This is a genomic window from Cellulomonas sp. ACRRI, from assembly GCF_022346185.1.
GTDB lineage: Bacteria > Actinomycetota > Actinomycetes > Actinomycetales > Cellulomonadaceae > Cellulomonas.
Genome location: NZ_JAKRMS010000037.1, coordinates 1 through 20,907, shown reverse-complemented (window position 1 = coordinate 20,907; position 20,907 = coordinate 1). Strand labels below are relative to the sequence as shown.

At 75.1% G+C, this 20,907-nt stretch carries 15 protein-coding genes and 1 pseudogene; all 16 read right to left on the bottom strand.

Annotated features, from left to right (window positions below; all coding sequences use genetic code 11):
- Positions 1-15: 15 nt before the first annotated feature.
- Positions 16-1,626 carry a signal recognition particle protein gene (gene ffh, locus MHY85_RS09110; protein ID WP_239195733.1) on the bottom strand — a complete coding sequence of 537 codons (1,611 nt, stop codon included), beginning with the start codon at positions 1,624-1,626 and terminating at the stop codon, positions 16-18.
- A 27-nt stretch (positions 1,627-1,653) separates the two neighbouring features.
- On the bottom strand, positions 1,654-3,420 hold the full coding sequence (locus MHY85_RS09105) for a [protein-PII] uridylyltransferase (protein ID WP_239195732.1): 1,767 nt from the start codon (positions 3,418-3,420) through the stop codon (positions 1,654-1,656).
- The gene (locus MHY85_RS09100; protein WP_239195731.1) at positions 3,421-3,762 is read right to left on the bottom strand and encodes a P-II family nitrogen regulator; all 342 of its coding nucleotides are present in this window, start codon (positions 3,760-3,762) and stop codon (positions 3,421-3,423) included. It abuts the gene before it with no gap.
- The gene (locus MHY85_RS09095) at positions 3,759-5,066 is read right to left on the bottom strand and encodes an ammonium transporter (protein WP_239195730.1); all 1,308 of its coding nucleotides are present in this window, start codon (positions 5,064-5,066) and stop codon (positions 3,759-3,761) included. The genes MHY85_RS09100 and MHY85_RS09095 overlap by 4 nt, the downstream gene beginning before the upstream one ends.
- Positions 5,067-5,231: 165 nt before the next feature.
- The gene (gene ftsY / locus MHY85_RS09090; protein WP_239195729.1) at positions 5,232-6,440 is read right to left on the bottom strand and encodes a signal recognition particle-docking protein FtsY; all 1,209 of its coding nucleotides are present in this window, start codon (positions 6,438-6,440) and stop codon (positions 5,232-5,234) included.
- A gap of 63 nt (positions 6,441-6,503) precedes the next feature.
- On the bottom strand, positions 6,504-7,070 hold the full coding sequence (locus MHY85_RS09085; protein WP_239195728.1) for a hypothetical protein: 567 nt from the start codon (positions 7,068-7,070) through the stop codon (positions 6,504-6,506).
- An 83-nt stretch (positions 7,071-7,153) separates the two neighbouring features.
- On the bottom strand, positions 7,154-10,741 hold the full coding sequence (gene smc, locus MHY85_RS09080; protein ID WP_239195727.1) for a chromosome segregation protein SMC: 3,588 nt from the start codon (positions 10,739-10,741) through the stop codon (positions 7,154-7,156).
- Positions 10,742-10,789: 48 nt separating this feature from the next.
- The gene (gene ndk / locus MHY85_RS09075) at positions 10,790-11,221 is read right to left on the bottom strand and encodes a nucleoside-diphosphate kinase (RefSeq protein ID WP_239195726.1); all 432 of its coding nucleotides are present in this window, start codon (positions 11,219-11,221) and stop codon (positions 10,790-10,792) included.
- Between the two features lie 88 nt (positions 11,222-11,309).
- Positions 11,310-11,774 (bottom strand): DUF4233 domain-containing protein, encoded by a 465-nt coding sequence (locus MHY85_RS21630; protein ID WP_304518934.1) that lies wholly within the window; start codon positions 11,772-11,774, stop codon positions 11,310-11,312.
- Positions 11,775-11,839: 65 nt separating this feature from the next.
- Positions 11,840-13,534 carry an MDR family MFS transporter gene (locus tag MHY85_RS09065; RefSeq protein ID WP_239195724.1) on the bottom strand — a complete coding sequence of 565 codons (1,695 nt, stop codon included), beginning with the start codon at positions 13,532-13,534 and terminating at the stop codon, positions 11,840-11,842.
- Between the two features lie 117 nt (positions 13,535-13,651).
- On the bottom strand, positions 13,652-14,263 hold the full coding sequence (locus tag MHY85_RS09060) for a TetR/AcrR family transcriptional regulator (RefSeq protein ID WP_239195723.1): 612 nt from the start codon (positions 14,261-14,263) through the stop codon (positions 13,652-13,654).
- A gap of 58 nt (positions 14,264-14,321) precedes the next feature.
- The gene (gene dhaM / locus MHY85_RS09055) at positions 14,322-15,068 is read right to left on the bottom strand and encodes a dihydroxyacetone kinase phosphoryl donor subunit DhaM (protein WP_239195722.1); all 747 of its coding nucleotides are present in this window, start codon (positions 15,066-15,068) and stop codon (positions 14,322-14,324) included.
- Positions 15,065-15,712, bottom strand: coding sequence for a dihydroxyacetone kinase subunit DhaL (gene dhaL / locus MHY85_RS09050; RefSeq protein ID WP_239195719.1), 648 nt, complete (start codon positions 15,710-15,712; stop codon positions 15,065-15,067). Before dhaL ends, dhaM begins: the two co-directional genes overlap by 4 nt.
- A 61-nt stretch (positions 15,713-15,773) precedes the next feature.
- Entirely contained in the window at positions 15,774-16,769 is a 996-nt protein-coding gene (gene dhaK / locus MHY85_RS09045) for a dihydroxyacetone kinase subunit DhaK (RefSeq protein WP_239195717.1), read from the bottom strand.
- Between the two features lie 162 nt (positions 16,770-16,931).
- Positions 16,932-18,323, bottom strand: a complete 1,392-nt coding sequence (locus MHY85_RS09040; RefSeq protein WP_239195714.1) for a folylpolyglutamate synthase/dihydrofolate synthase family protein — start codon at positions 18,321-18,323, stop codon at positions 16,932-16,934.
- Positions 18,323-20,827, bottom strand: a pseudogene (locus MHY85_RS09035) (isoleucine--tRNA ligase); the annotation flags it as partial. The pseudogene MHY85_RS09035 and the gene MHY85_RS09040, both read right to left, overlap by 1 nt.
- Positions 20,828-20,907: the final 80 nt, after the last annotated feature.

The window sequence follows — 20,907 nt, the reverse complement described above, 5'->3', positions numbered from 1 at the left end:
CCGGGTCCGCGGCCGTCAGCGGCCGAGGAACTTCTGCAGGTCCTCGATGCTCGACGGGTCGAACTGGTCCGGCTGCTGCTGCGGGGCGCCGCCGCCGATGCCGAACGCCGAGCCCTTCGCGGCGGGCGCGGCGGCCGGCGCGATGCCCGCGGCGCGGTCGGCGGCGGCCTTCTCCTGCTGCGCGCGCTTGGCGGGGTTGCCGGACCTGCCCTTGACCTTCTTGGACGGCGCCGCGACGCGGCCGCGGCCCTTCTTGCCCGTCCCCGGCAGGTTGCCCATGCCGGGGATCGGCATGCCGCCGCCCTTGGCCATCTGCTGCATCATCTTCTGCGCCGCGGCGAACCGCTCGAGCAGGCCGTTGACGTCGGAGACCTCGACGCCGGAGCCGCGGGCGATGCGCGAGCGGCGCGAGCCGTTGATGATCTTCGGGTTGTCCCGCTCGGCCGGCGTCATGGAGCGGATGATCGCCTCGACCCGGTCGACCTCGCGCTCGTCGAAGTTCTCGATCGCCTCGCGCATCTGCCCCATGCCGGGGAGCATGCCGAGCATCTTCTTCATCGAGCCCATGTTCTTGAGCTGCTGCATCTGCTGCAGGAAGTCCGCGAGCGTGAAGCCCTGGCCGGAAGCGAGCTTGCCCGCCATCTCCTCGGCCTGCTCGGCGTCGAACGCCTTCTCCGCCTGCTCGATGAGGGTGAGCACGTCACCCATGTCGAGGATGCGGGACGCCATCCGGTCGGGGTGGAACACCTCGAAGTCGGTGAGCTTCTCGCCGGTCGAGGCGAACAGGATCGGCCGGCCGGTGACCGAGGCGACCGACAGAGCGGCGCCACCGCGGGCGTCGCCGTCGAGCTTCGACAGCACGACGCCGGTGAACCCGACGCCCTCCTGGAACGCGGTGGCGGTCGCGACGGCGTCCTGACCGATCATCGCGTCGATGACGAACAGGATCTCGTCGGGGTCGACGGCGTCGCGGATGTCCGCCGCCTGCCGCATGAGCTCGGCGTCCACGCCGAGGCGGCCGGCGGTGTCGACGATGAGCACGTCGTGCTGGCGCGCCCGCGCGGTGGCCAGGCCCTCGCGGGCGACGGCGACGGGGTCGGCGCCGGCGACGACGTCGAGCTCGGAGCCCTGGTTGCCCGGGTGCGGCGCGAACACCGGCACCCCGGCGCGCTCGCCGACGACCTGGAGCTGGGTGACGGCGTTGGGCCGCTGCAGGTCGGCGGCGACCAGCAGCGGGGTGTGGCCCTGCGACTTGAGGTGCAGCGCGAGCTTGCCGGCGAGGGTCGTCTTGCCCGCACCCTGGAGGCCCGCGAGCAGGATGACGCTCGGCGGGTTCTTCGCCAGGTGCAGCGGCCGGTTCTGGCCGCCCAGGATCGCCACCAGCTCGTCGTTGACGATCTTGACGACCTGCTGCGCCGGGTTGAGCGCGCCGGAGACCTCGGCGGACAGCGCCCGCTCCCGCACGGCGCCGGTGAACTGGCGGACCACGGGCACGGCGACGTCGGCGTCCAGCAGGGCGCGACGGATCTCGCGCACCGTGGCGTCGATGTCCGCCTCGGACAGCCGCCCCTTGGAGCGCAGGTTCTTGAAGGTCGACGTCAGTCGGTCGGACAGGGTGGCGAACACCGCGCGATCCTCACGCTCTCTCGGCGGTCAGGGACGTCCCAGGGTACCCGCCAGCCGGGCCGACGCCCGCGCCACGAGGTCGTCGACGAGCTGGGCCCGCCACGCGGTCCACGCGGTCGGCCCGGCGGACGACGCGTCGGCCTCGGTGAGCGCCCGCAGCAGCGCCAGCAGGTCCGGCCGGTGGTCGACGGCCGCGAGCAGGGCGTCCACGGTCGCGGGGTCGTCGGGGTCGGACCCGGTCGCGAGCTCGGACAGCGTCAGGTGCTCGGCGACCAGCCGCGCGACGTCGGCGGCGTCCTCGGCCGCGAACCCCATCCGCGCGACGATCGGCCCGGCGAGGCGCGCGCCCTCCACCGAGTGGTCCCCGGCGCCGGCCCGCTTGCCGATGTCGTGCAGCAGCGCCGCGACGAGCAGCACCTCCGGCCGCTCGACGGTCCGGCGCAGCCCCGCGGCGCGCGCGGCGGCCTCGACGAGGTGCCGGTCGACGGTGTGCCGGTGGATCGGCGAGCGCTGCGGGCGGTTCCGCACGCCCGCCCACTCCGGGATCCAGGTGGTGACCACCCCGGCGAGGTCGAGCGCCTCCCAGACGGGCACCTGCGCGGGACCCGTGGCGAGCAGCTGCACCAGCAGCGTCCGCGCGGGCCGCGGCCACGGCACCGGCAGCGCGGGCGTGCGCTCCAGGCTGGTCACGGTGATCGGCGACAGCGTCAGCCCGGTGCGCGCGGCGGTCGCGGCGGCGCGCAGGGACAGCAGCGGGTCGCTGCCCGGCTGGGCGTCGGCCGCGAGCACCAGCTCGCCGTCGTGCTCGACCAGACCCTCGGCGACGGTCCGCAGCCGCGGCGGGGTGCGCCGCCCGCGCACGAGCACCGGCCGGCGCGCCGGGCGGGCGAGCGCCTGCCGGGCGTTGCGGGCGGTGCTGTCCAGCGCGTAGGAGACGACGCGACCGGCCTCGGCCAGGCTCGCCAGCAGGTCGTCCCGGTCCCCCACGCCCAGCAGCTCGGCGACCTCGTCCTGGTCGGCCAGGATCAGCCGGTTGGTGTGCCGCCGGCTGACGGTCTGCACGGCGTCCCGGACGTCGAGCAGATGCGCGTGCGCGCGGTCGACCGCGCCGTGCGGCCGGTCGGTGAGCCAGGTGGCGGCGAGCGCGGACAGCACGACCGCGTCCCGGATCCCGCCGCGGGCCTCCTTGAGGTCCGGCTCGATCAGGTACGCGAGCTCGCCGTGCCGCTCGGCGCGCTGCCGGGTGGACGCCAGCAGCTCGGGCAGCCGCCGCCGCGCGGCGGACCGCCAGTCGGCGAGCAGCGCGGAGCGGGCCCGGTGCACGATGCCGGGGTCGCCGGCGACCGGCCGCAGGTCGAGCAGGCCGACCGCGGCCGGCAGGTCCTTCGACGCGACCTGCCGGCACTGGGCGAGGGACCGCACCGAGTGGTCGAGGTCGAGCCCCGCGTCCCACACCGGGTACCAGAGCCGGTCGGCGAGCCGGGCGAGCTCCTCGGCGGAGTGCCCGCGCCCGTCGTGCACCAGGAGCAGGTCGAGGTCGCTCGCCGGGCTGGCGTCGCCGCGGCCCACGCTGCCGACCGCGCCGAGACCGATGCCCGGCGTCTCGCGGCCCTCGGTGGCGGTGTCCCAGAGCTCGGCGAGGCGCCGGAGCACGAGGTCGGACACGGCCGTGCGGCGCTCGGCGCCGTCGGCGTCGGGCCCCGACAGCCGCGCGGCCAGGTCGAGCCGCTCATGTCGGAGGTCCCGCACCCCCACCGGATCGCGGGGGTGCGGGACCTCGGGCAGTTCAGCCATTCAGAGCGCGTCGGGGCCGTGCTCGCCGGTGCGCACCCGGGCGACGTCCTCGACCGGGACGACCCAGACCTTGCCGTCACCGATCTTGCCGGTCTGCGCGGCCTTCACGATCACCTCGACCACGCCCGGGGTGTCCTCGTCCGTCACCAGGACGTCGATCTTCACCTTCGGGACCAGGTCCACCGTGTACTCGGCGCCCCGGTACACCTCGGTGTGGCCGCGCTGCCGGCCGTAGCCGCTCGCCTCGCTCACCGTCAGGCCACGGACCCCCGCCGCCTCGAGGGCGGACTTCACGTCGTCGAGCCGATGCGGCTGGATGACCGCCGTCACGAGCTTCGTCATGCCTTCACCTCCGTCACCACGCGGGCGCCGCCCAGCGTCTCGTAAGCCGTCTCACCGTGCACGGCGAGGTCGATGCCGCCGACCTCGGCCTCCTCGCTGACCCGCCAGCCCATGGTGGCCTTGAGGATGATCGCGATGACCAGGGTCGCCAGGCCGGAGAAGACGACCGCGGCGACCGCCACGATGATCTGCGTGAGCAGCTGGGTCACGCCACCGCCGTAGAACAGGCCGTTGAGCGCGCCGTCCGGGTACCAGGCGGAGTTGCCGTCGGTCGCGAACAGGCCGATCAGGACGGTGCCGACGAGGCCGCCGACCAGGTGCACGCCGACGACGTCGAGCGAGTCGTCGTAGCCGAACCGGTACTTGAGGCCGACCGCCAGGGCGCAGAGCACACCGGCGACGAGGCCGATCGCCATGGCGCCGTAGGTGTCCACGGCCGCCGCGGCGGGCGTGATCGCGACCAGGCCGGCGACGACGCCGGACGCGGCGCCCAGCGAGGTGGCGTGGCCGTCGCGGATCTTCTCCGTGACGAGCCAGGCGAGGATCGCGACCGCGGTGGCGACCAGCGTGTTGAGCCAGGCGCGGCCGGAGACCGCGTCGGCGCCGAACTCGGAGCCGGCGTTGAAGCCGAACCAGCCGAACCACAGCAGCGCGGCACCCAGCATGACGAACGGCAGGTTGTGCGGGCGCATCGGCTCGGAGCCGAAACCCTTGCGCTTGCCGATCACCAGGGCGAGCACCAGGCCCGCGACACCGGCGTTGATGTGGACGACCGTGCCGCCCGCGAAGTCGATCGGGGTCGACAGGCCGGAGGTGATGCCGTCGGCGCCGAGCGCGCCGCCGCCCCAGACCATGTGGGCGAGCGGGACGTAGACGACGGTGACCCACACGCCCACGAAGGCCATCCAGGTGCCGAACCGCGTGCGGTCGGCGATGGCGCCGGAGATGAGGGCGACCGTGATGATGGCGAACGTCGCCTGGTAGCCGACGGCCACGAGCGCGGGGACGCCCATGCCGAACATGAGGCTGTCCTGGTCGGTCATGCCGGACAGGCCGAACCAGTCGAACGGGTTGCCGAACAGGCCCGCGACGTCGGAGCCGAACACGCCGGAGTAGCCGTACAGCACCCAGATGACTCCGACGAGGCCGATCGCCCCGAAGCTCATCATCATCATGTTCAGCACGCTCTTGCCACGCACCATGCCGCCGTAGAAGAACGCCAGGCCGGGCGTCATCAGGAGCACCAGGGACGCGGACATGAGCATCCACGCGGTATTGCCGCTGTCGAGCGCGAACTCTTCCATGCAGGTCGCCTTTCGGGTCGTCGGCCCGGTGGCCGGATCGGTGACCAGCGTCCTGGCGAGGCGTTTCGCGACGGCGCCGCCGGTGTTACACCGGTGTGACGGGGCGCCTGCGGGCGTAACAGTTCTGTTGCCGAGCGGCCCGCGTCTCAGCGGGCGGTCACGACGTCACCCGAGGATGCCGTCGACGAACTCCTCCGGGTCGAACGGCGCGAGGTCGTCCGGGCCCTCGCCGAGGCCGACGAGCTTCACCGGCACCCCGAGCTCGCGCTGCACGGCCACCACGATGCCGCCCTTGGCGGTGCCGTCGAGCTTGGTGAGCACGATGCCGGTGACCCCGGCGACCTCCGCGAAGACCCGCGCCTGGTTCATGCCGTTCTGCCCCGTGGTCGCGTCGAGGACCAGCAGCACCTCCGACAGCGGCGCGGTGCGCGTGATGACGCGGGTGATCTTGCCGAGCTCGTCCATGAGGCCGGCCTTGTTCTGCAGGCGGCCGGCGGTGTCCACCAGCACCACGTCGACGCCCTCGGCGGCGCCCTCGCGGACGGCCTCGAACGCGACCGACGCCGGGTCGGCGCCGTCGCGGTCGGAGCGGACGGTGCGCACGCCGACGCGCGAGCCCCACGTCTCGAGCTGGTCGGCGGCGGCGGCGCGGAACGTGTCCGCCGCCCCCAGCAGCACCGTGCGGCCGTCGGCCACCAGCACGCGCGACAGCTTGCCGACGGTGGTGGTCTTGCCGGTGCCGTTGACGCCCACGACCAGCACGACGGCCGGGACGGTGACGCCGTCCTCGCCGGTCTGCGGGGCGGTGCGCAGCGAACGGTCGAGCGACGGGTCGACGAGCGCGAGCAGCTGCTCGCGCAGGAGCGCCCGCACCTGCGCGGGGTCCTTGAGGCCCTGGACCCGGGCCTGGGTGCGGATCGCCTCGACGAGGTCCTGGGACGGCCCGGCACCGACGTCGGCGAGGAGCAGCGTCTCCTCGAGCTCGTCCCAGTCGTCCTCGGCCAGGTGGTCGCGGGACAGCACCTGCAGCATGCGGGCGCCGAGCGGCGAGCCGGAGCGCGCCAGCCGGTCGCGCAGCCGGGTCAGCCGGCCGGCGGTCGGGGCGGGGACCTCGAGCGCGGGGGCGGTCGCGGCGTCCTCGGGCGCGGGGGCCCCGGGGGCCGTCGGCGCCTCGGGCGCCGCGGTGCCGGGCTCCGCCTCGGGCGCCCCCGCGGCCGGGCGCTCCAGGGTCGACGTGCCGGTGCCGCCCCCGGGGCGCTCGCGGTCGCGGTCGCCCGCGGAGCGCCGCCGCTGGAGGACGGCAGCGCCGCCGCCCAGGATCGCGAGGGCGGGCACGCCGACGAGGAGCAGGTTCAGGAGGTCGTTCGAGTCCACCGGCACAGTCTGTCAGGCGCGCGGGCCGGGCGCGGCGCGGCCGGGCCGCCGGGACGCGGTGGGTCAGGCGTCGCCGCGCTGCGGCGGCACCGACGGCGGAGCCGCCGGGCCGGCGGCCGTGGCGGCCGCGGCGGGGCGCGAGGGCGCGGCGGTGGCGGCGACGGTGCGCACGGGCACGTGACCGCTGCGGCGGGGCACCCGGGGGGCGCGCGGCGCGTGGACGGCGTCGGGCGCGACCGCGCCGGGCGCCGGCGCGGGCACCCGGTCCTGCACGACCACCCGCGCGGCGGGCTCCCCCGCCGCGGCGCGCGGGTACGGCAGGTGCTCGCGCAGCCGTGCGGCACGCTCACCCGTGCGCTCCAGCATCTCCGCGAGCTCGTCGAGCTGCAGGTAGCCGTCGTCGGGCTGGGACGCCTCGGCGAACAGCTGGTCGAACGGCACGTCGACGGGCTCGCCCTCGTCGACCACCGGGGCCTCGTCGTCGCCGCGCCGGCGCCGGCGCAGCCCGCTGCGCAGGTCGGACCAGAACGTGCGCAGGTCCGTGCCCCCGTCACCCGCCGCGTTCGCCAGGACGATCACGCCGATGGCAGCGACGAGCGCCAGCCCGATCACCACGAGATAGCCGCCCATGGGGCCCATTGTCCGCCGCCACCCCCGGCCCGGCCCGGGAGGCGCCCGCATCGCCCGCGAACCCGCACGCGATCTTCACACCGTCAGGCGGGCACCTCGTCGCGCAGCCGCTGGGAGATGACGGTCGTCACGCCGTCGCCGCGCATGGTCACGCCGTACAGCGCGTCGGCGATCTCCATCGTGCGCTTCTGGTGCGTCACGACGATGAGCTGGGAGTCCTCCTGGAGCTCGCGGAAGATCTCCAGCAGGCGGCCGAGGTTGGCGTCGTCCAGCGCCGCCTCGACCTCGTCCATCACGTAGAACGGGCTGGGCCGGGCCTTGAAGATCGACACCAGCAGCGCCACGGCCGTCAGCGACCGCTCGCCGCCGGACAGCAGGGAGAGGCGCTTGACCTTCTTGCCGGCGGGCCGGGCCTCGACCTCGATGCCGGTGGTGAGCATGTCCGACGGGTCGGTCAGCACCAGCCGCCCCTCGCCGCCGGGGAACAGCCGCGGGAACACCCGGTCGAACTGCTCGGCGGTGTCCCGGTAGGCGTCGGCGAACACCCGCTCGACCCGCTCGTCGATGTCCTTGACGATCTCCAGCAGGTCGGCGCGCGACTTCTTGAGGTCGGCGAGCTGCTCGACCAGGAACTTGTGCCGCTCCTCGAGCGCCGCGAACTCCTCCAGCGCCAGCGGGTTGACCCGGCCGAGCTGGGACAGCGCGCGCTCGGCGGCCTTGAGCCGCTTCTCCTGCTCGGCGCGGACGTACGGCACCTCGCGGGGGCCCGCGTCCTCGTCGTCGGCGGCCCCCGGCGCGCCCGGCGGGGTCAGCACCGGCACCGCCCGGTGCGGACCGAACTCCTCGACCAGCACCGCCGGGTCGATGCCCAGGTCCTCGACGGCCCGCACCTGCAGCTGCTCGACCCGCAGCCGCTGCTCGGCGCGCAGCACCTCGTCGCGGTGCGCGGCGTCGGTGAGCCGGGCCACCTCGCGCTGGGTCTCGTCGACCCGCGACCGCACCGCCGACAGCGCGGTCTCCCGCTCGGCGCGCGCGGCCTCGGCGGCGTCCCGCTCGTCGGCGGCCCGCTGGAGGGCGTGCTCGATCGCGCCGAGCGCCTGCGTCGCGCCCAGGGCCACGGCGGTGGCGACCGCGGCCTGCCGGGCGCGGGCGCGCTCCCGCTCGGCGGCCCGCTCGCGCGCGGCGCGCTCGGTGCGCGCGGCGCGGTCCAGCGACTCGGCGCGGCCGGACAGCGCCCGCGCCCGCTCCTCGGCGGTGCGCAGGCTGAGCCGCGCCTCGGTCTCCCTGGCGCGTGCCGCGGTCGCCGCGGCGTTGGCGGCGTCCCGCTCCTGCGTGCGCTCCTCGATCGCGGCGTCGGTGTCGGCGGGCTCGGCCTCGGCGGCGGCCAGCCGCGCGGTCAGCTCGGCCAGCTCCGCGGCGCCGTCGGCGAGGGTCCGCTCGGCGGTGGCCAGCGACGCCTGGATGCGCTCGGCCTCGTTCCGCGCGGCGCGGGCGGTCGCGCCCAGGTGCCCGAGCTGCTCGGCGACGGCGGCGAGCGCGGCGTCGGACTCGTTGAGCTGGTCGAGGGTGCGCTGGTACTCGGCGCGGGCGGCCTCCTCGGCCTCCCGCGCCCCGACCAGGGCGAACCGCGCCTGCTCCGCGCGGGCCGTCGCGTCCTCCGCGCCCTGCCGCGCGTCGTCCAGCGCCGACTGCAGGTGCAGGGCGCTCGGAGCGGTGGCCGAGCCGCCGGACGCCCGGTGCGCGGCGAGCAGGTCGCCCGCACGGGTCGCGACGACCAGGTCGGGACGGTCCCGCAGCACGCCGCGCGCGGCGATCAGGTCGTCGACCACGACGACGCCGCGCAGCAGGCGGCGCACGGCGGGGACGACGGCGGGCGGGGCCTGGACGAGGTCGAGCGCCCAGTCGGCTCCCGCCGGCGCGGTCCCCCGGTCCTCCGCCCCCGCGTCCGCGGCGTCCCCCGCGGCCACGACGAGCCCGGCCCGCCCGGCGTCCTGCTCACGCAGCCACCGGATAGCGTCCACCGCGGCCTCGACCGAGTCGACCGCCACCGCGTCGGCGGAAGCACCCAGCGCCGCCACGATCGCGTCCTCGTCGCCGGCCGCGACGCCGAGCAGCGCGGCGACCGACCCGACGACGCCGGCCAGGTCCTCGGCGGCGAGCAGCGCGCCCGCCCCGTCCTTGCGGGTCAGGCTGAGCTCGAGCGTCTCGATGCGGGACTCCAGCGCGGCGCGCTCGCGCTCGGCCTCGGTGAGCTGCGCGGTGAGCTCGGCGACCCGGGCCGAGGCGGTCCCGACCGCCTCCGCCGCCGCCTCGTGCGCGGCGTCCAGGTCCTCCTCGCCCTCCTCGACGCCGGCGACCCGGGTCTCCAGCGCGGTGAACTCGACGGTCGCCTCGTGCCCGCGGCGCTCGGCGGCGGTCAGCGTCTCGCGGAGCCGGCCGATCTCCGCCTCGGTCGCCTCCAGCCGGCTGCGGCGCGCGCCGACCTGGCCCGCCAGCCGGGCCAGACCCTCGCGGCGGTCGGCCGCGCCGCGGAGCACCGTAGCCAGCGCCTTCTCGGCCGCGGCCGCGGCACCCTCCGCCTCCTGGCGCGCGGCCTGGGCGGCCTCCAGCGCGGCGCGGGCGGCGTCCACCTCGGCGGTGAGCTCGGCCTCGGCGGCGCGCACGCGCTCGGCCTGGCGCTCCAGGTCGTCCGGGTCCTGCCCGCGGGCGGGCTCGGGACCGGCGCTGCCGAGGAGGCGCGCGCGGTCGGCGGCCAGCGAGGCCGTCCCGCGCAGCCGCTCGCGCAGCGACGACAGCCGGTACCAGACGTCGGACGCCTCGCCGAGCGCGGGCGCCGCCTCGGCCGCCTCCCGCTCCAGCGCGGCGAGCCGGAGCCGCGCCGCGTCCAGGGCCGCCTCCGCCTCGGCGCGGCGGGCGCGCAGGGCGGTGTCGTCCGCGATCTCCTGCTCGAGCTGCGCGGTGAGCTGGGCGAGGTCGTCCGCGAGCAGCCGGGCGCGGGCGTCGCGCAGGTCGGCCTGCACGGTCTGCGCGCGGCGCGCCACCTCGGCCTGGCGCCCGAGGGGGCCGAGCTGCCGGCGCAGCTCCGAGGTGAGATCCGTGAGGCGGGTCAGGTTCGCCTGCATCGCGTCGAGCTTGCGGAGCGCCTTCTCCTTGCGCTTGCGGTGCTTGAGGACGCCCGCGGCCTCCTCGATGAAACCGCGGCGCTCCTCCGGGGTCGCGCGCAGGACGGCGTCGAGCTGCCCCTGGCCGACGATGACGTGCATCTCGCGGCCGAGCCCGGAGTCGGACAGCAGGTCCTGGATGTCGAGCAGCCGGCAGGCGCGGCCGTTGATCGCGTACTCCGACCCGCCGTTGCGGAACAGCGTCCGCGAGATCGTGACCTCGGTGTACTCGATCGGCAGCGCGCCGTCCGTGTTGTCGATCGTGAGCGCGACCTCGGCCCGGCCCAGCGGCGGGCGGCCGGAGGTGCCGGCGAAGATGACGTCCTCCATCTTGCCGCCGCGCAGCGACTTGGCGCCCTGCTCCCCCATCACCCAGGCGAGCGCGTCGACGACGTTGGACTTGCCGGAGCCGTTCGGCCCGACGACGCAGGTCACCCCGGGCTCCAGGTTCAGCGTCGTCGCCGAGGCGAACGACTTGAACCCGCGCAGGGTGAGCGTCTTCAGGTGCACGGGCCGCAGCCTAGTGCGGCTGCGGCCCGTGCCCCGGGAGGTGGTGGGTCAGGCCGCCAGGGCCGGGAACCAGAGGGCGATCTCGCGGGCGGCCGACTCCTCCGAGTCCGAGCCGTGCACGAGGTTCTGGGTGACCTTGAGGCCCCAGTCGCGCCCGAGGTCGCCGCGGATGGTGCCGGGCGCGGCGGTGGTGGGCTCGGTGGCGCCGGCCAGGGACCGGAAGCCCTCGATGACGCGGTGGCCCTCGGCCACGACGGCCAGGACCGGGCCGGACTTCATGAAGTCGACGAGCGGCTGGAAGAACGGCTTGCCCTGGTGCTCGGCGTAGTGCTGCTGGAGCAGGGCGTCGTCGGCGGTGCGGAGCTCGACGGCCACGAGGGTGTAGCCCTTGGCCTCGATGCGGCGGAGGACCTCGCCGGAGAGTCCGCGGCCGACGCCGTCGGGCTTGACCAGGACGAGGGTGCGCTGGATGTCGCTCATGCCCCGAACCCTAACGAACCCGTCACGCCGAGATAGGGCGGTCCCGCCGAGATAGGGCCTCGAGAGGTCCTATCTCGGCGCGGAGGTCCTATCTCGGCGCGTCGGGCGCGGCGGGCGGGTCCTGGGCGCGGGGCGGGAGGCCGCCCTGCGGGGTCTGGTCCGGGTACTCGGCGTCGAACGCCGCCCGCTCCCGGTCGATCCGGGCGCCGAGGCGCAGGGACACGAACCAGAGCACCGCGAAGAGGAGGCCGAGCGCGAACATCAGCGGGATCACGAACCCGCAGGCGATCACGACCACCTGGGCGACCGACCCGGCGACGTAGCCGCCCGGCGCGGTGACCAGCCGGGACAGCACGACGAGCACGACGAACAGCACGCCCGCGACGGTCCACAGCACCGCCGGCGAGGCCGCGATGACGCCGGCCTGCGCCAGCCCGTACGCCGTCAGCGCCGCGAACAGCACCAGCACGCCCTCGAGGACCAGGATCATCGAGGTGAACTGGGGCTTGGCGGGGCGCTTCTGGCGCACGGGCCGGCTGGAGTGCATGCTCATCTCGGGGTCCCCGCGAGATCGGGAGCGCAGCGAGCGATGTCGTGGGGTGAGTTCACGCGGGAAGGCTACCTGCGGTCGTCGGCGGAGCCGTGGTCCGGGGCCCCACCCGGGGCGGAGGCGGCCTCGCCCGGGGTCGCGCCCGTGGCACCGACGCCGGCCGAGACGGTCGCCGGCGCGGCGGGGGCCGCCGCGGTCGCCTCGCCGCGCGCCACCATGCCGGCGACGTCGGAGAGCTTCACCTCGCGCAGGAACAGCGTGAGCACGAAGCCGACCGCCAGCAGCGGCACCAGGTACCAGAACGCCGGGGCGAGCGCCTCGGTGTACGCGGTGACCACGCCGTCGTGCAGCGGCTCGGGCAGCTGGGACACCAGGGCCGGGGTCAGCGACTCGGCGGAGCCGCCGGTGTCGATCCCCGCCGAGCCCGCGCCCGCGAACACGGACTCCAGCCGCTCGGACAGCCGGGTGGTGAAGATCGTGGAGAACAGCGCCGTGCCCACCGCGGCGCCGATCTCGCGGAAGAAGTTGTTCGCGGAGGTGGCGGTGCCGAGCTCGTGCGGGTCGACCGAGTTCTGCACGGCCAGGACGACCGTCTGCATGACCAGGCCGAGGCCCGCGCCGAGCGCGAAGATCATCGCGCCGAACAGCACCATCGACATGTCGCCGGTGATGGTGGTGAGCCACGCCAGGCCGAGAGTCGTGATCGCCATGCCGGTGATGGGGAACGCCTTGTACTTCCCCGTCTTGGTGATCGCCAGGCCGGAGGCGATCGAGGTCAGCATGACGCCGACCGTCATCGGCAGCATGAGCAGGCCGGACTCGGTCACGCCGGAGCCCGTCGACATCTGCAGGAAGGTCGGCAGGAACGCGAGCGACGCGAACATGCCCATGCCGATGACCAGGCCGATGCCGGTGGCCAGCGTGAACGTGGGGTTCTTGAACAGGCGCAGCGGCAGGATCGGCTCGGCGGCACGCAGCTCGACGAGCACGAACGCCACGGCGGCGGCCAGGGTGCCGACCAGCAGGCCGACGAGGCGCGGGTCGGACCAGTCGTAGCCGCCCTCGCCGGACAGCGAGGTCCACGAGGTGACGAGCACCAGGCCGGAGGTGGCCAGGGTGAGCAGGACGATGCCGGCGACGTCGAGCGGGCGGTTCGAGCGGTGGCTGGGCAGCTTGAGCGTGAACCAGGCGGTGATCAGCGCGGCGATGCCGATCGGGATGTTGATCCAGAAGCACCAGCGCCAGTCGGCGTGGTCGGTGAACAGGCCGCCCAGCAGCGGGCCGGCCACCGCGGAGACGCCGAACAGCGCGCCCATCGGGCCCATGTACTTGCCGCGCTCCTTGGCGGGCACGATGTCGGCGATGATCGCCTGGGACAGGATGATCAGGCCGCCGCCGCCGAGGCCCTGGACGCCGCGCCAGATGACCAGCTCGTGGAAGGTCTGCGCGAAGCCGGCGCCGGCGGACGCGAGCGTGAACAGGCTGATCGCGACGAGGAACGGCCAGCGCCGCCCCCACAGGTCGCCGAACTTGCCGTACAGCGGCATGACGATGGCGATCGCCAGGATGTAGATCGTGACGACCCAGCCCTGGTGCTCGACGCCGTTGAGCTCGCCGACGATGGTGGGCATCGCGGTGCCGACGATGGACTGGTCGAGCGACGACAGCAGCATGCTGGCGAGCAGGGCCCCGAAGATGAGCCACACGGTGCGCTGGTTCAGCTCCACCAGGGGCTTGTCGGGGGCGGGGGCGGCGGTGGCCATGGTTCCGTCCGTTCTCGTGCGTGGGACCGCCGCGGGCCGCCGCGCCGGGTCGCGGCGGGCGGCGCCGTCGTCGGCGGGGTGCGGGTGCGGGTGCGGCGCGCGGGGGCGCGTCGCGGATCAGGTGGTGCGGGAGAAGATCGCGGTGAGGTCCGCGACGACCGACGGCAGGTGGTCCTGGACGTCGCCGGTCGCGCCGGCCGAGTCCCAGCGCACGAACGTCGCGTGCGCGAGGCCGAGCAGCAGGGTGCCGACCAGGGCGACCGCCGACTCGTCGGCCGCGTCGCCCAGCCGGCGCCGGACGAGGGCCCCGATCTCGTCGTGCAGGCCCTGGACGTGCGTGTAGGCGCGGAGCATGAGCTCCGGGTGACCCTTGGCGAGCTCGAACGCCCGCTCCATCCGCTCCTTGCCGAGCGGCGGGTGGTCGAGGGCGCTGGCCGTGAGCGCCTGCATGTCCGCGAGCAGGTCGCCGGTGGGGCCGCCGCCGGCGAAGGCGTCCGCGGCGACGGGGTCGAGGCGCCAGTGCTCCATGCCGAGCACGGCGTCGTCCTTGGACTCGAAGTAGTTGAAGAACGTGCGCACGCTGACGCCGACCTCGGCGCAGATGGCCTCCACCGTGACCCGGTCGAGCCCCTGCTCCGCGGCGAGCCGGTGGGTGGCGTCGACGAACGCCTCCAGGCGGGCGCGCTTCTTGCGCGCCCGCAGCCCCTCGGACTCCGCGACTTCTTGCACGCTCTGCATTATTGCAGAACGTGAAGGGTTGTCCAGGGCAACCGTGGTGCGAGGGCCGTCACACCTCGCCGAAGCCCTCCTCGACCGCGCCGACGAACGCGTCCACCGCGACCCGGGCCTGCGGGCCGGTCGCCGACACCTCGAGCGTCCGGCCCTGCGTCGCGCCGAGCTGCATGAGCTCGAGCACGCTCGCCCCGTTCACGCCGTCCACCTGCACGGCGGCGTCGAAGCCGGCCATCATCCGCGCGAGCACCGCCGCGGGGCGGGCGTGCAGGCCCATCGGGTTGCGCACCACCACGTGCGCGGTGATCGGGGCGGCGGTGCCCCCCGCGTGGTGCGGTTCGGGGACGGCCGCCGCCGGGGCCGCCTCGGCCGCCGGCTCGACCTCCCCCGCCCCGGCCGCGTGCGGGAACCCCGCCCCGGCGGCGACGGCGGCACCGAGCACCTCGCCCACCGGCGCGCCGCCGGCGGCGGTGACGCCCGCGGCCACGGCCGCCTCCACGAACGGCGCGTCCGCCAGGTGCACCCGGGCGGCGACGTCCTCGTCGAGCAGCTCCAGCACGGACTCCGTGGTGAGCACCGCCGAGCCGAGGTCCGTGAGCACCACGGCGGACCGGCCGTCCGCGGTGGCCTCGCCGAGCGCCTGCTCGACCAGGTCGAAGCTCGTGCCGAGCCCGCCGGCGCCGTCGCCGCCCGCGGCGATGATCAGCACGTCCGGCGCCATCTGCGCGGCCAGCTCCCGGACGCCCTCGGCCAGCGTCGCCGAGTGCGAGACCAGGACGAGGGCGACCGGCGCGGTGCTCACGCCGCCGCCTGGGCCGTGGACGCCGCCGCCTCGAGGATCAGCGCCGTCGACGTGGCCCCCGGGTCCTGGTGCCCGGCCGAGCGCTCGCCGAGGTAGGACGCGCGGCCCTTCGTCGCGACCAGCGGGATCGTGGCCTCCGCGCCGCCTCGCGCCGCCTCCGCCGCCGCGGCCAGCACCGCGGCCGGGGAGGCGCCGGCGTCCGCGGCGGCGACCGCGGCCTCGACCGCCGGGCTCCACGCGTCGACCATGGTCTTCTCCCCCGTGGTGGCCTTGCCGCGCACGACGATGCCCTCCAGCCCGGCCTCGAGCATCGCCACGACGGCCGCGCTGTCCAGCTCGGGCAGCCCGGTGACCTTCGCGGCGCGCAGGTAGGCCGTGCCGTAGAGCGGGCCCGCGGCGCCGCCCACGGTGGACATGAGGGTCGTGGCGACGAGCTTGAGCACCGCGCCGACGTCGCCGGGCGGCGCGTCGAGCGCGTCCAGCTTGGCCAGCACGGCGGTGAACCCCCGCGTGAGGTTCTCGCCGTGGTCCCCGTCGCCGATCTGCCGGTCGAGCTCGATGAGCTCGTCCCGGTGCTCGGTCACCACCTGCGCCGTGCGACGCACCCAGGCGACCGCCCAGCCCGCATCCAGAGACCCCGTCATGTCGCGTTCCCACCTCCGCCGTCGAGCCCGCGGCCACGCCGCCGGGAGGGCGGCGGGCCGGCTACCAGTGCAGCGCGGCCGTGCGCACCGGCGCGTCCCAGAGCGCGGTGAGCTCGTCGTCCAACCGGAGGACAGTGACCGAGGCGCCCTGCATCTCCAGTGATGTCACATAGTTGCCCACGAGCGACCGGGTCACCTGGACCCCGCGGCCCTCGAGCAGCCTGCGTGCCTGACGATAGACGACGTAGAGCTCGGACTGCGGCGTGCCGCCCATGCCGTTGACGAACAGGAGCACCTGCTCCCCCGACGCCAGCGCCAGGTCGTCCGCCACGGGTGTCAGCAGCATCTCGGTGATCTCGTCCGCGGGGGCGGCCTTGATCCGGCGCCGGCCGGGCTCGCCGTGGATGCCGATGCCGATCTCGATCTCGTCCTCGGGCAGGTCGAAGGACGGCTTGCCGGCGTGCGGGACGGTGCAGGCGGTGAGCGCGACGCCCATGGACCGCACGTTCGCCACGACCTTCTCGGCGACCGCGACGACGGAGTCCAGGTCGTCGCCCCGGGCGGCGGCCGCGCCGGCGATCTTCTCGACCGCGACGGTGCCCGCGACGCCGCGGCGCCCGGCGGTGTACAGCGAGTCCTCGACGGCCACGTCGTCGTTCACGACCACGGTCCGGACCGTCAGGTCGTCCGCGTCGGCCAGCTCGGCGGCGGTCTCGAAGTTGAGCACGTCGCCGGTGTAGTTCTTCACGATCGCCAGCACGCCCGCACCGCCGTCGGCCGCGGCGAACGCGGGGGCGATCTGGTCCGGGGTGGGCGAGGTGAACATGGCGCCCGGCACGGCCGCGTCGAGCATGCCGTCGCCGACGAACCCGGCGTGCAGCGGCTCGTGCCCGCTGCCGCCGCCGGAGACGAGGCCGACCTTGCCGCTGACGGCACCCCCGGCGCGGACGACGAACAGGGGGTCGGTGTGCACCTCGACGACGTCGGCGTGCGCCAGGCCGAAGCCCTCCACCGACTCGGCGACGACGGACTGGGGGTCGTTGATGAGCTTCTTCACGGCGATGCTTCCTTCCCGGCACCCGGCGCCCCGGCGCCCTCGCCGCGGCTGAGCCCACACTCGCCGCGCTGGTCGCAGGGCGTCAAGGGTGAGACGTGCGGCGGGGGTGCACGTTCGTGCACCCCCGCCGTCGGTCCCGTCTGCCCGCCGCGCGGCGGGTCGTCAGGCGCGGCCCGTGAGGACGCGCGCCTCCGCCACGAGGAAGATCGAGCCGGTCACCAGGACGGCCGCGCCGCGGTCGACCTCCTGCTCCGCCAGGTCGGCCGCGAGGGTCACGGCGTCGTCCAGCCGCTCCCGCACGTGCACCCGGTCCTCGCCGAACACGTCGATCGCGACCTCGGCCAGGTCGTCGACCTCCATCGCGCGCGGGTTCGACGCCCGGGTGACGACGATCTCGGCCAGCACGGGCTCGAGCACCGCGAGGATGTTCTCCGGGTCCTTGTCCGCCATCACACCGACGACCCCCACGACCCGCTGGAAGTGGAACGCCTCCTCGACGGCCGCGACCAGCGCCTCGGCCCCCGCCGGGTTGTGCGCCCCGTCGACCAGGACGGTCGGGCTGGACCGGACCAGCTCCAGGCGGCCCGGCGAGTCGACGTCGGCGAACGCCACCTCGACCACCGACCCGTCCAGCGCCCCGCCGCCCGCGATCAGCGCCTCGACGGCCGCGAGCGCCGCGAGCGCGTTGTGCGCCTGGTGCTCTCCGTGCAGCGGCAGGAACACGTCGGTGTAGACGCCGCCGGTGCCGCGCAGCGTGAGCAGCTGCCCGCCGACGGCGACCTGCCGGTCCACCACGTCGATGTCGACGCCCTCGCGGACCACCCGCGCCCCGTGCTCCGCGGCGGCGTGCAGGATGACGCCCTCGGCGTCCTCCTCCTGCGTCGACAGCACGAGGGTGGCGCCGTCCTTGACGATCCCGGACTTCTCCCCCGCGATCTCGACGAGAGTGTGCCCGAGCCAGCGCTCGTGGTCGTAGGCGACCGGCGTGATGACCGCGACCTCGCCGTCGGCGACGTTCGTCGCGTCCCAGCGGCCGCCCATCCCGACCTCGACCACCGCGACGTCCACCGGCGCGTCCGCGAACGCCGAATAAGCCATCACGGTGAACACCTCGAAGAAGCTGAGCCGCGGACGGCCGGCCTCCTGCTCCCGCACGTCGACCATGTGCACGTACGGCGCGACGTCCTGCCAGGTGGCGACGAACGCCTCGTCGGAGATCGGCTCCCCGTCGATGGCGATGCGCTCGGTCACCCGGTGCAGGTGCGGGCTGGTGAACCGCCCGGTGCGCAGGCCGTGCTCGCGCACGAGGCGCTCGACCATGCGCGCCGTCGATGTCTTGCCGTTCGTGCCCGTGAGGTGCACGACCCGGTACGCCTTCTGCGGGTCGCCGAGCAGCTCGCACACCGCCGCGACCCGGTCGAGGGTCGGGTCGATGTCGTGCTCGGGCGCCCGCTCGAGGATGCCGGCGTACACCTCGTCGGCGGCGCGCCGGGCCGCCGCGGCGGCCTCGTCGCGCTGGTGGTCCGCTCCCCCGCGGCCCTTCGCCGCGGCCATCAGGCGTCCACCCGCTCGACGCCGACGGTGAGCTCGGCGCCCGAGTCCTCGACGACCACCTCCGTGGCCAGCGTCTCCCGCGCGATGAACTCCCGGTGCGCGTCGACCGCCGCGCGGTGCTCGGCGGGGACGCCCAGCGTGAGCCGGATCCGGTCGGTGACCACCAGGTCGGCCGCCTTGCGGGCGTCCTGCACCGCGCGGACCACGTCGCGGGCATAGCCCTCGGCGAGCAGCGCCTCGTCCAGCGCCAGGTCCAGCACCACGAACCCGCCTGAGGGCAGCACGCCCGCGGCCAGCGTCGGGGCCTCGCCCTCGGCCGTCGTGACGTCGATGGTCGTGGTCAGCTCGTACTCCGCCGGCTGCATCGGGACGTCGCCGTCGTCGGTGCGCACGACCACCGTGCCCTCGGCGTCGGTCGACCAGTCCCCGGCCTTCGCGGCGCGGATCACGGCCTGGACCCCGCGGCCCAGGCGCGGGCCGGCGGCGCGGGCGTTGACCGCGAGGTTGCTGCGGACCGCGACGCCGCCGGCGGCGGCCTCCTCGACCGTCGAGAGCGCGACGTGCTTGACGTTGAGCTCGGCCGCGAGCAGGTCCGCGAACGGGGCCAGCGCCTCGGGCGTCGCCGTGGCGACGCGCAGCTCGTTGAGCGGCTGGCGGACGCGCAGGCCGTTGGCCTTGCGCAGCGCCAGCGCCGCCGACACCGCCTCCCGCACGCCGTCGACCGCCGCGACCAGGTCGTCGTCGGCCGGGAGCGCCCGGTCGTCCGCCGAGCCGTCGCCGAGCGTCGGCCAGTCGGTCAGGTGCACCGAGCGGTCGCCGGTCAGGCCGCGCCACACCTCCTCGGAGAGCAGCGGGGCCAGCGGCGCCATCACGCGGGTCAGCGTCTCGAGCGACGTCCACAGCGTGTCGAACGCCGCGGCGTCCTCCGACCAGAACCGGTCGCGCTGCGTGCGGACGTACCAGTTGGTCAGCAGGTCCAGGTGGACGCGGACGGTCTCGCAGGCGCCCGGCACGTCGTACGCGTCGAGCTGCGCGGTCACCGTCTCGACCAGCTTCCGGGTCCGGGCCAGCACGTACCGGTCCATGGTGGTGACCGGGGTGTCGGGCGTGACCCGGCCGGCGGTGAGGCCGGCCCCGTCGTTCGCCGCGTTCGCGTACAGCGCGAAGAAGTACCAGGTGCTCCACAGCGGGAGCAGCACCTGGCGGACCTCCGAGCGGATGCCCTCCTCCGTGACCACCAGGTTGCCGCCGCGCAGGATCGGCGACGCCATGAGGAACCAGCGCATCGCGTCCGAGCCGTCGCGGTCGAACACCTCGTTGACGTCCGGGTAGTTCCGCAGCGACTTGCTCATCTTGCGGCCGTCCGAGCCCAGCACGATGCCGTGCGAGACGGACGTGCGGAACGCCGGGCGGTCGAACAGCGCCGTCGCCAGCACGTGCAGCAGGTAGAACCAGCCGCGGGTCTGCCCGATGTATTCCGTGATGAAGTCGCCCGGGTAGTGGTGCTCGAACCAGTCGGCGTTCTCGAACGGGTAGTGCACCTGGGCGAACGGCATCGACCCGGAGTCGAACCACACGTCCAGCACGTCCGGGATCCGGCGCATGGTGCTGCGGCCGGTCGGGTCGTCCGGGTTCGGGCGCGTCAGCTCGTCGATGAACGGCCGGTGCAGGTCGGGCTCGCCGGCGTCGTTCAGCGGCAGCCGGCCGAAGTCGGCCTCCAGCTCGGCGAACGAGCCGTAGACGTCGATGCGCGGGTGCGCCGGGTCGTCGCTCACCCACACCGGGATCGGCGTGCCCCAGTACCGGTTGCGCGACACGGACCAGTCGCGGGCGTTAGCCAGCCAGTTGCCGAACTGCCCGTCCTGGATGTGCTCCGGCACCCAGGAGATGTCCTGGTTGAGCTCCACCATCCGGTCGCGGAACGCGGTCACCTTCACGAACCAGGACGACACGGCCTTGTAGATCAGCGGCCTCCGGCAGCGCCAGCAGTGCGGGTAGGAGTGCACGTACGACGCCTGGCGCAGCAGCCGGCCGTCGGCGCGCAGCCGCTGGGTGATCGGCTTGTTCGCCTCGAAGACCTGCTGGCCCTCGAAGTCCGGCACGAGGGAGGTGAACCTCCCGCCCTCGTCGACGCTCAGCACCGTCGGGATGCCGACCGCCTCGCAGGTCTCCTGGTCGACCTCGCCGTAGGCCGGGGCCTGGTGCACCACGCCGGTGCCGTCCTCGGTCGTGACGTAGTCGGCGAGCAGGATCTGGAAGCCGTGCTCGGCCATGCCGGGCTGGTCGGCCAGGTAGTCGAACAGCCGCTCGTAGCGGACGCCGGCCAGGTCGGCGCCGCGGACCTCGCGCGTCACCGCGGCCAGGGCGTCGTCGGCGGAGTCGTAGCCGAGGTCCTTGGCGTAGCCCGCGACCAGGTCGCGGGCGAGGAGGAACGCCCCGGCCGTGGCGCTGGTGCCGTTCGGACCGGCGGGGACCACCGCGTAGGTGACGTCGGGGGCGGCCGCGGGCGGCGGGGTGGGGGGCGGGGGGCGGGGGGGGTGGGGGGGGGGGGGGGGGCGGGGCCGGGGGGGGGGGGGGGGGGGGG

Excerpts from the sequence above, each read along its gene's own strand:
- MHY85_RS09105 (WP_239195732.1), bottom strand. The coding sequence starts at position 3,420 with ATGGCTGAACTGCCCGAGGTCCCGCACCCCCGCGATCCGGTGGGGGTG.
- MHY85_RS09100 (WP_239195731.1), bottom strand. The coding sequence starts at position 3,762 with ATGACGAAGCTCGTGACGGCGGTCATCCAGCCGCATCGGCTCGACGAC.
- MHY85_RS09095 (WP_239195730.1), bottom strand. The coding sequence starts at position 5,066 with ATGGAAGAGTTCGCGCTCGACAGCGGCAATACCGCGTGGATGCTCATG.
- MHY85_RS09085 (WP_239195728.1), bottom strand. The coding sequence starts at position 7,070 with ATGGGCGGCTATCTCGTGGTGATCGGGCTGGCGCTCGTCGCTGCCATC.
- ndk (WP_239195726.1), bottom strand. The coding sequence starts at position 11,221 with ATGAGCGACATCCAGCGCACCCTCGTCCTGGTCAAGCCCGACGGCGTC.
- MHY85_RS21630 (WP_304518934.1), bottom strand. The coding sequence starts at position 11,774 with ATGAGCATGCACTCCAGCCGGCCCGTGCGCCAGAAGCGCCCCGCCAAG.
- MHY85_RS09065 (WP_239195724.1), bottom strand. The coding sequence starts at position 13,534 with ATGGCCACCGCCGCCCCCGCCCCCGACAAGCCCCTGGTGGAGCTGAAC.
- dhaL (WP_239195719.1), bottom strand. The coding sequence starts at position 15,712 with ATGACGGGGTCTCTGGATGCGGGCTGGGCGGTCGCCTGGGTGCGTCGC.
- MHY85_RS09040 (WP_239195714.1), bottom strand. The coding sequence starts at position 18,323 with ATGGCCGCGGCGAAGGGCCGCGGGGGAGCGGACCACCAGCGCGACGAG.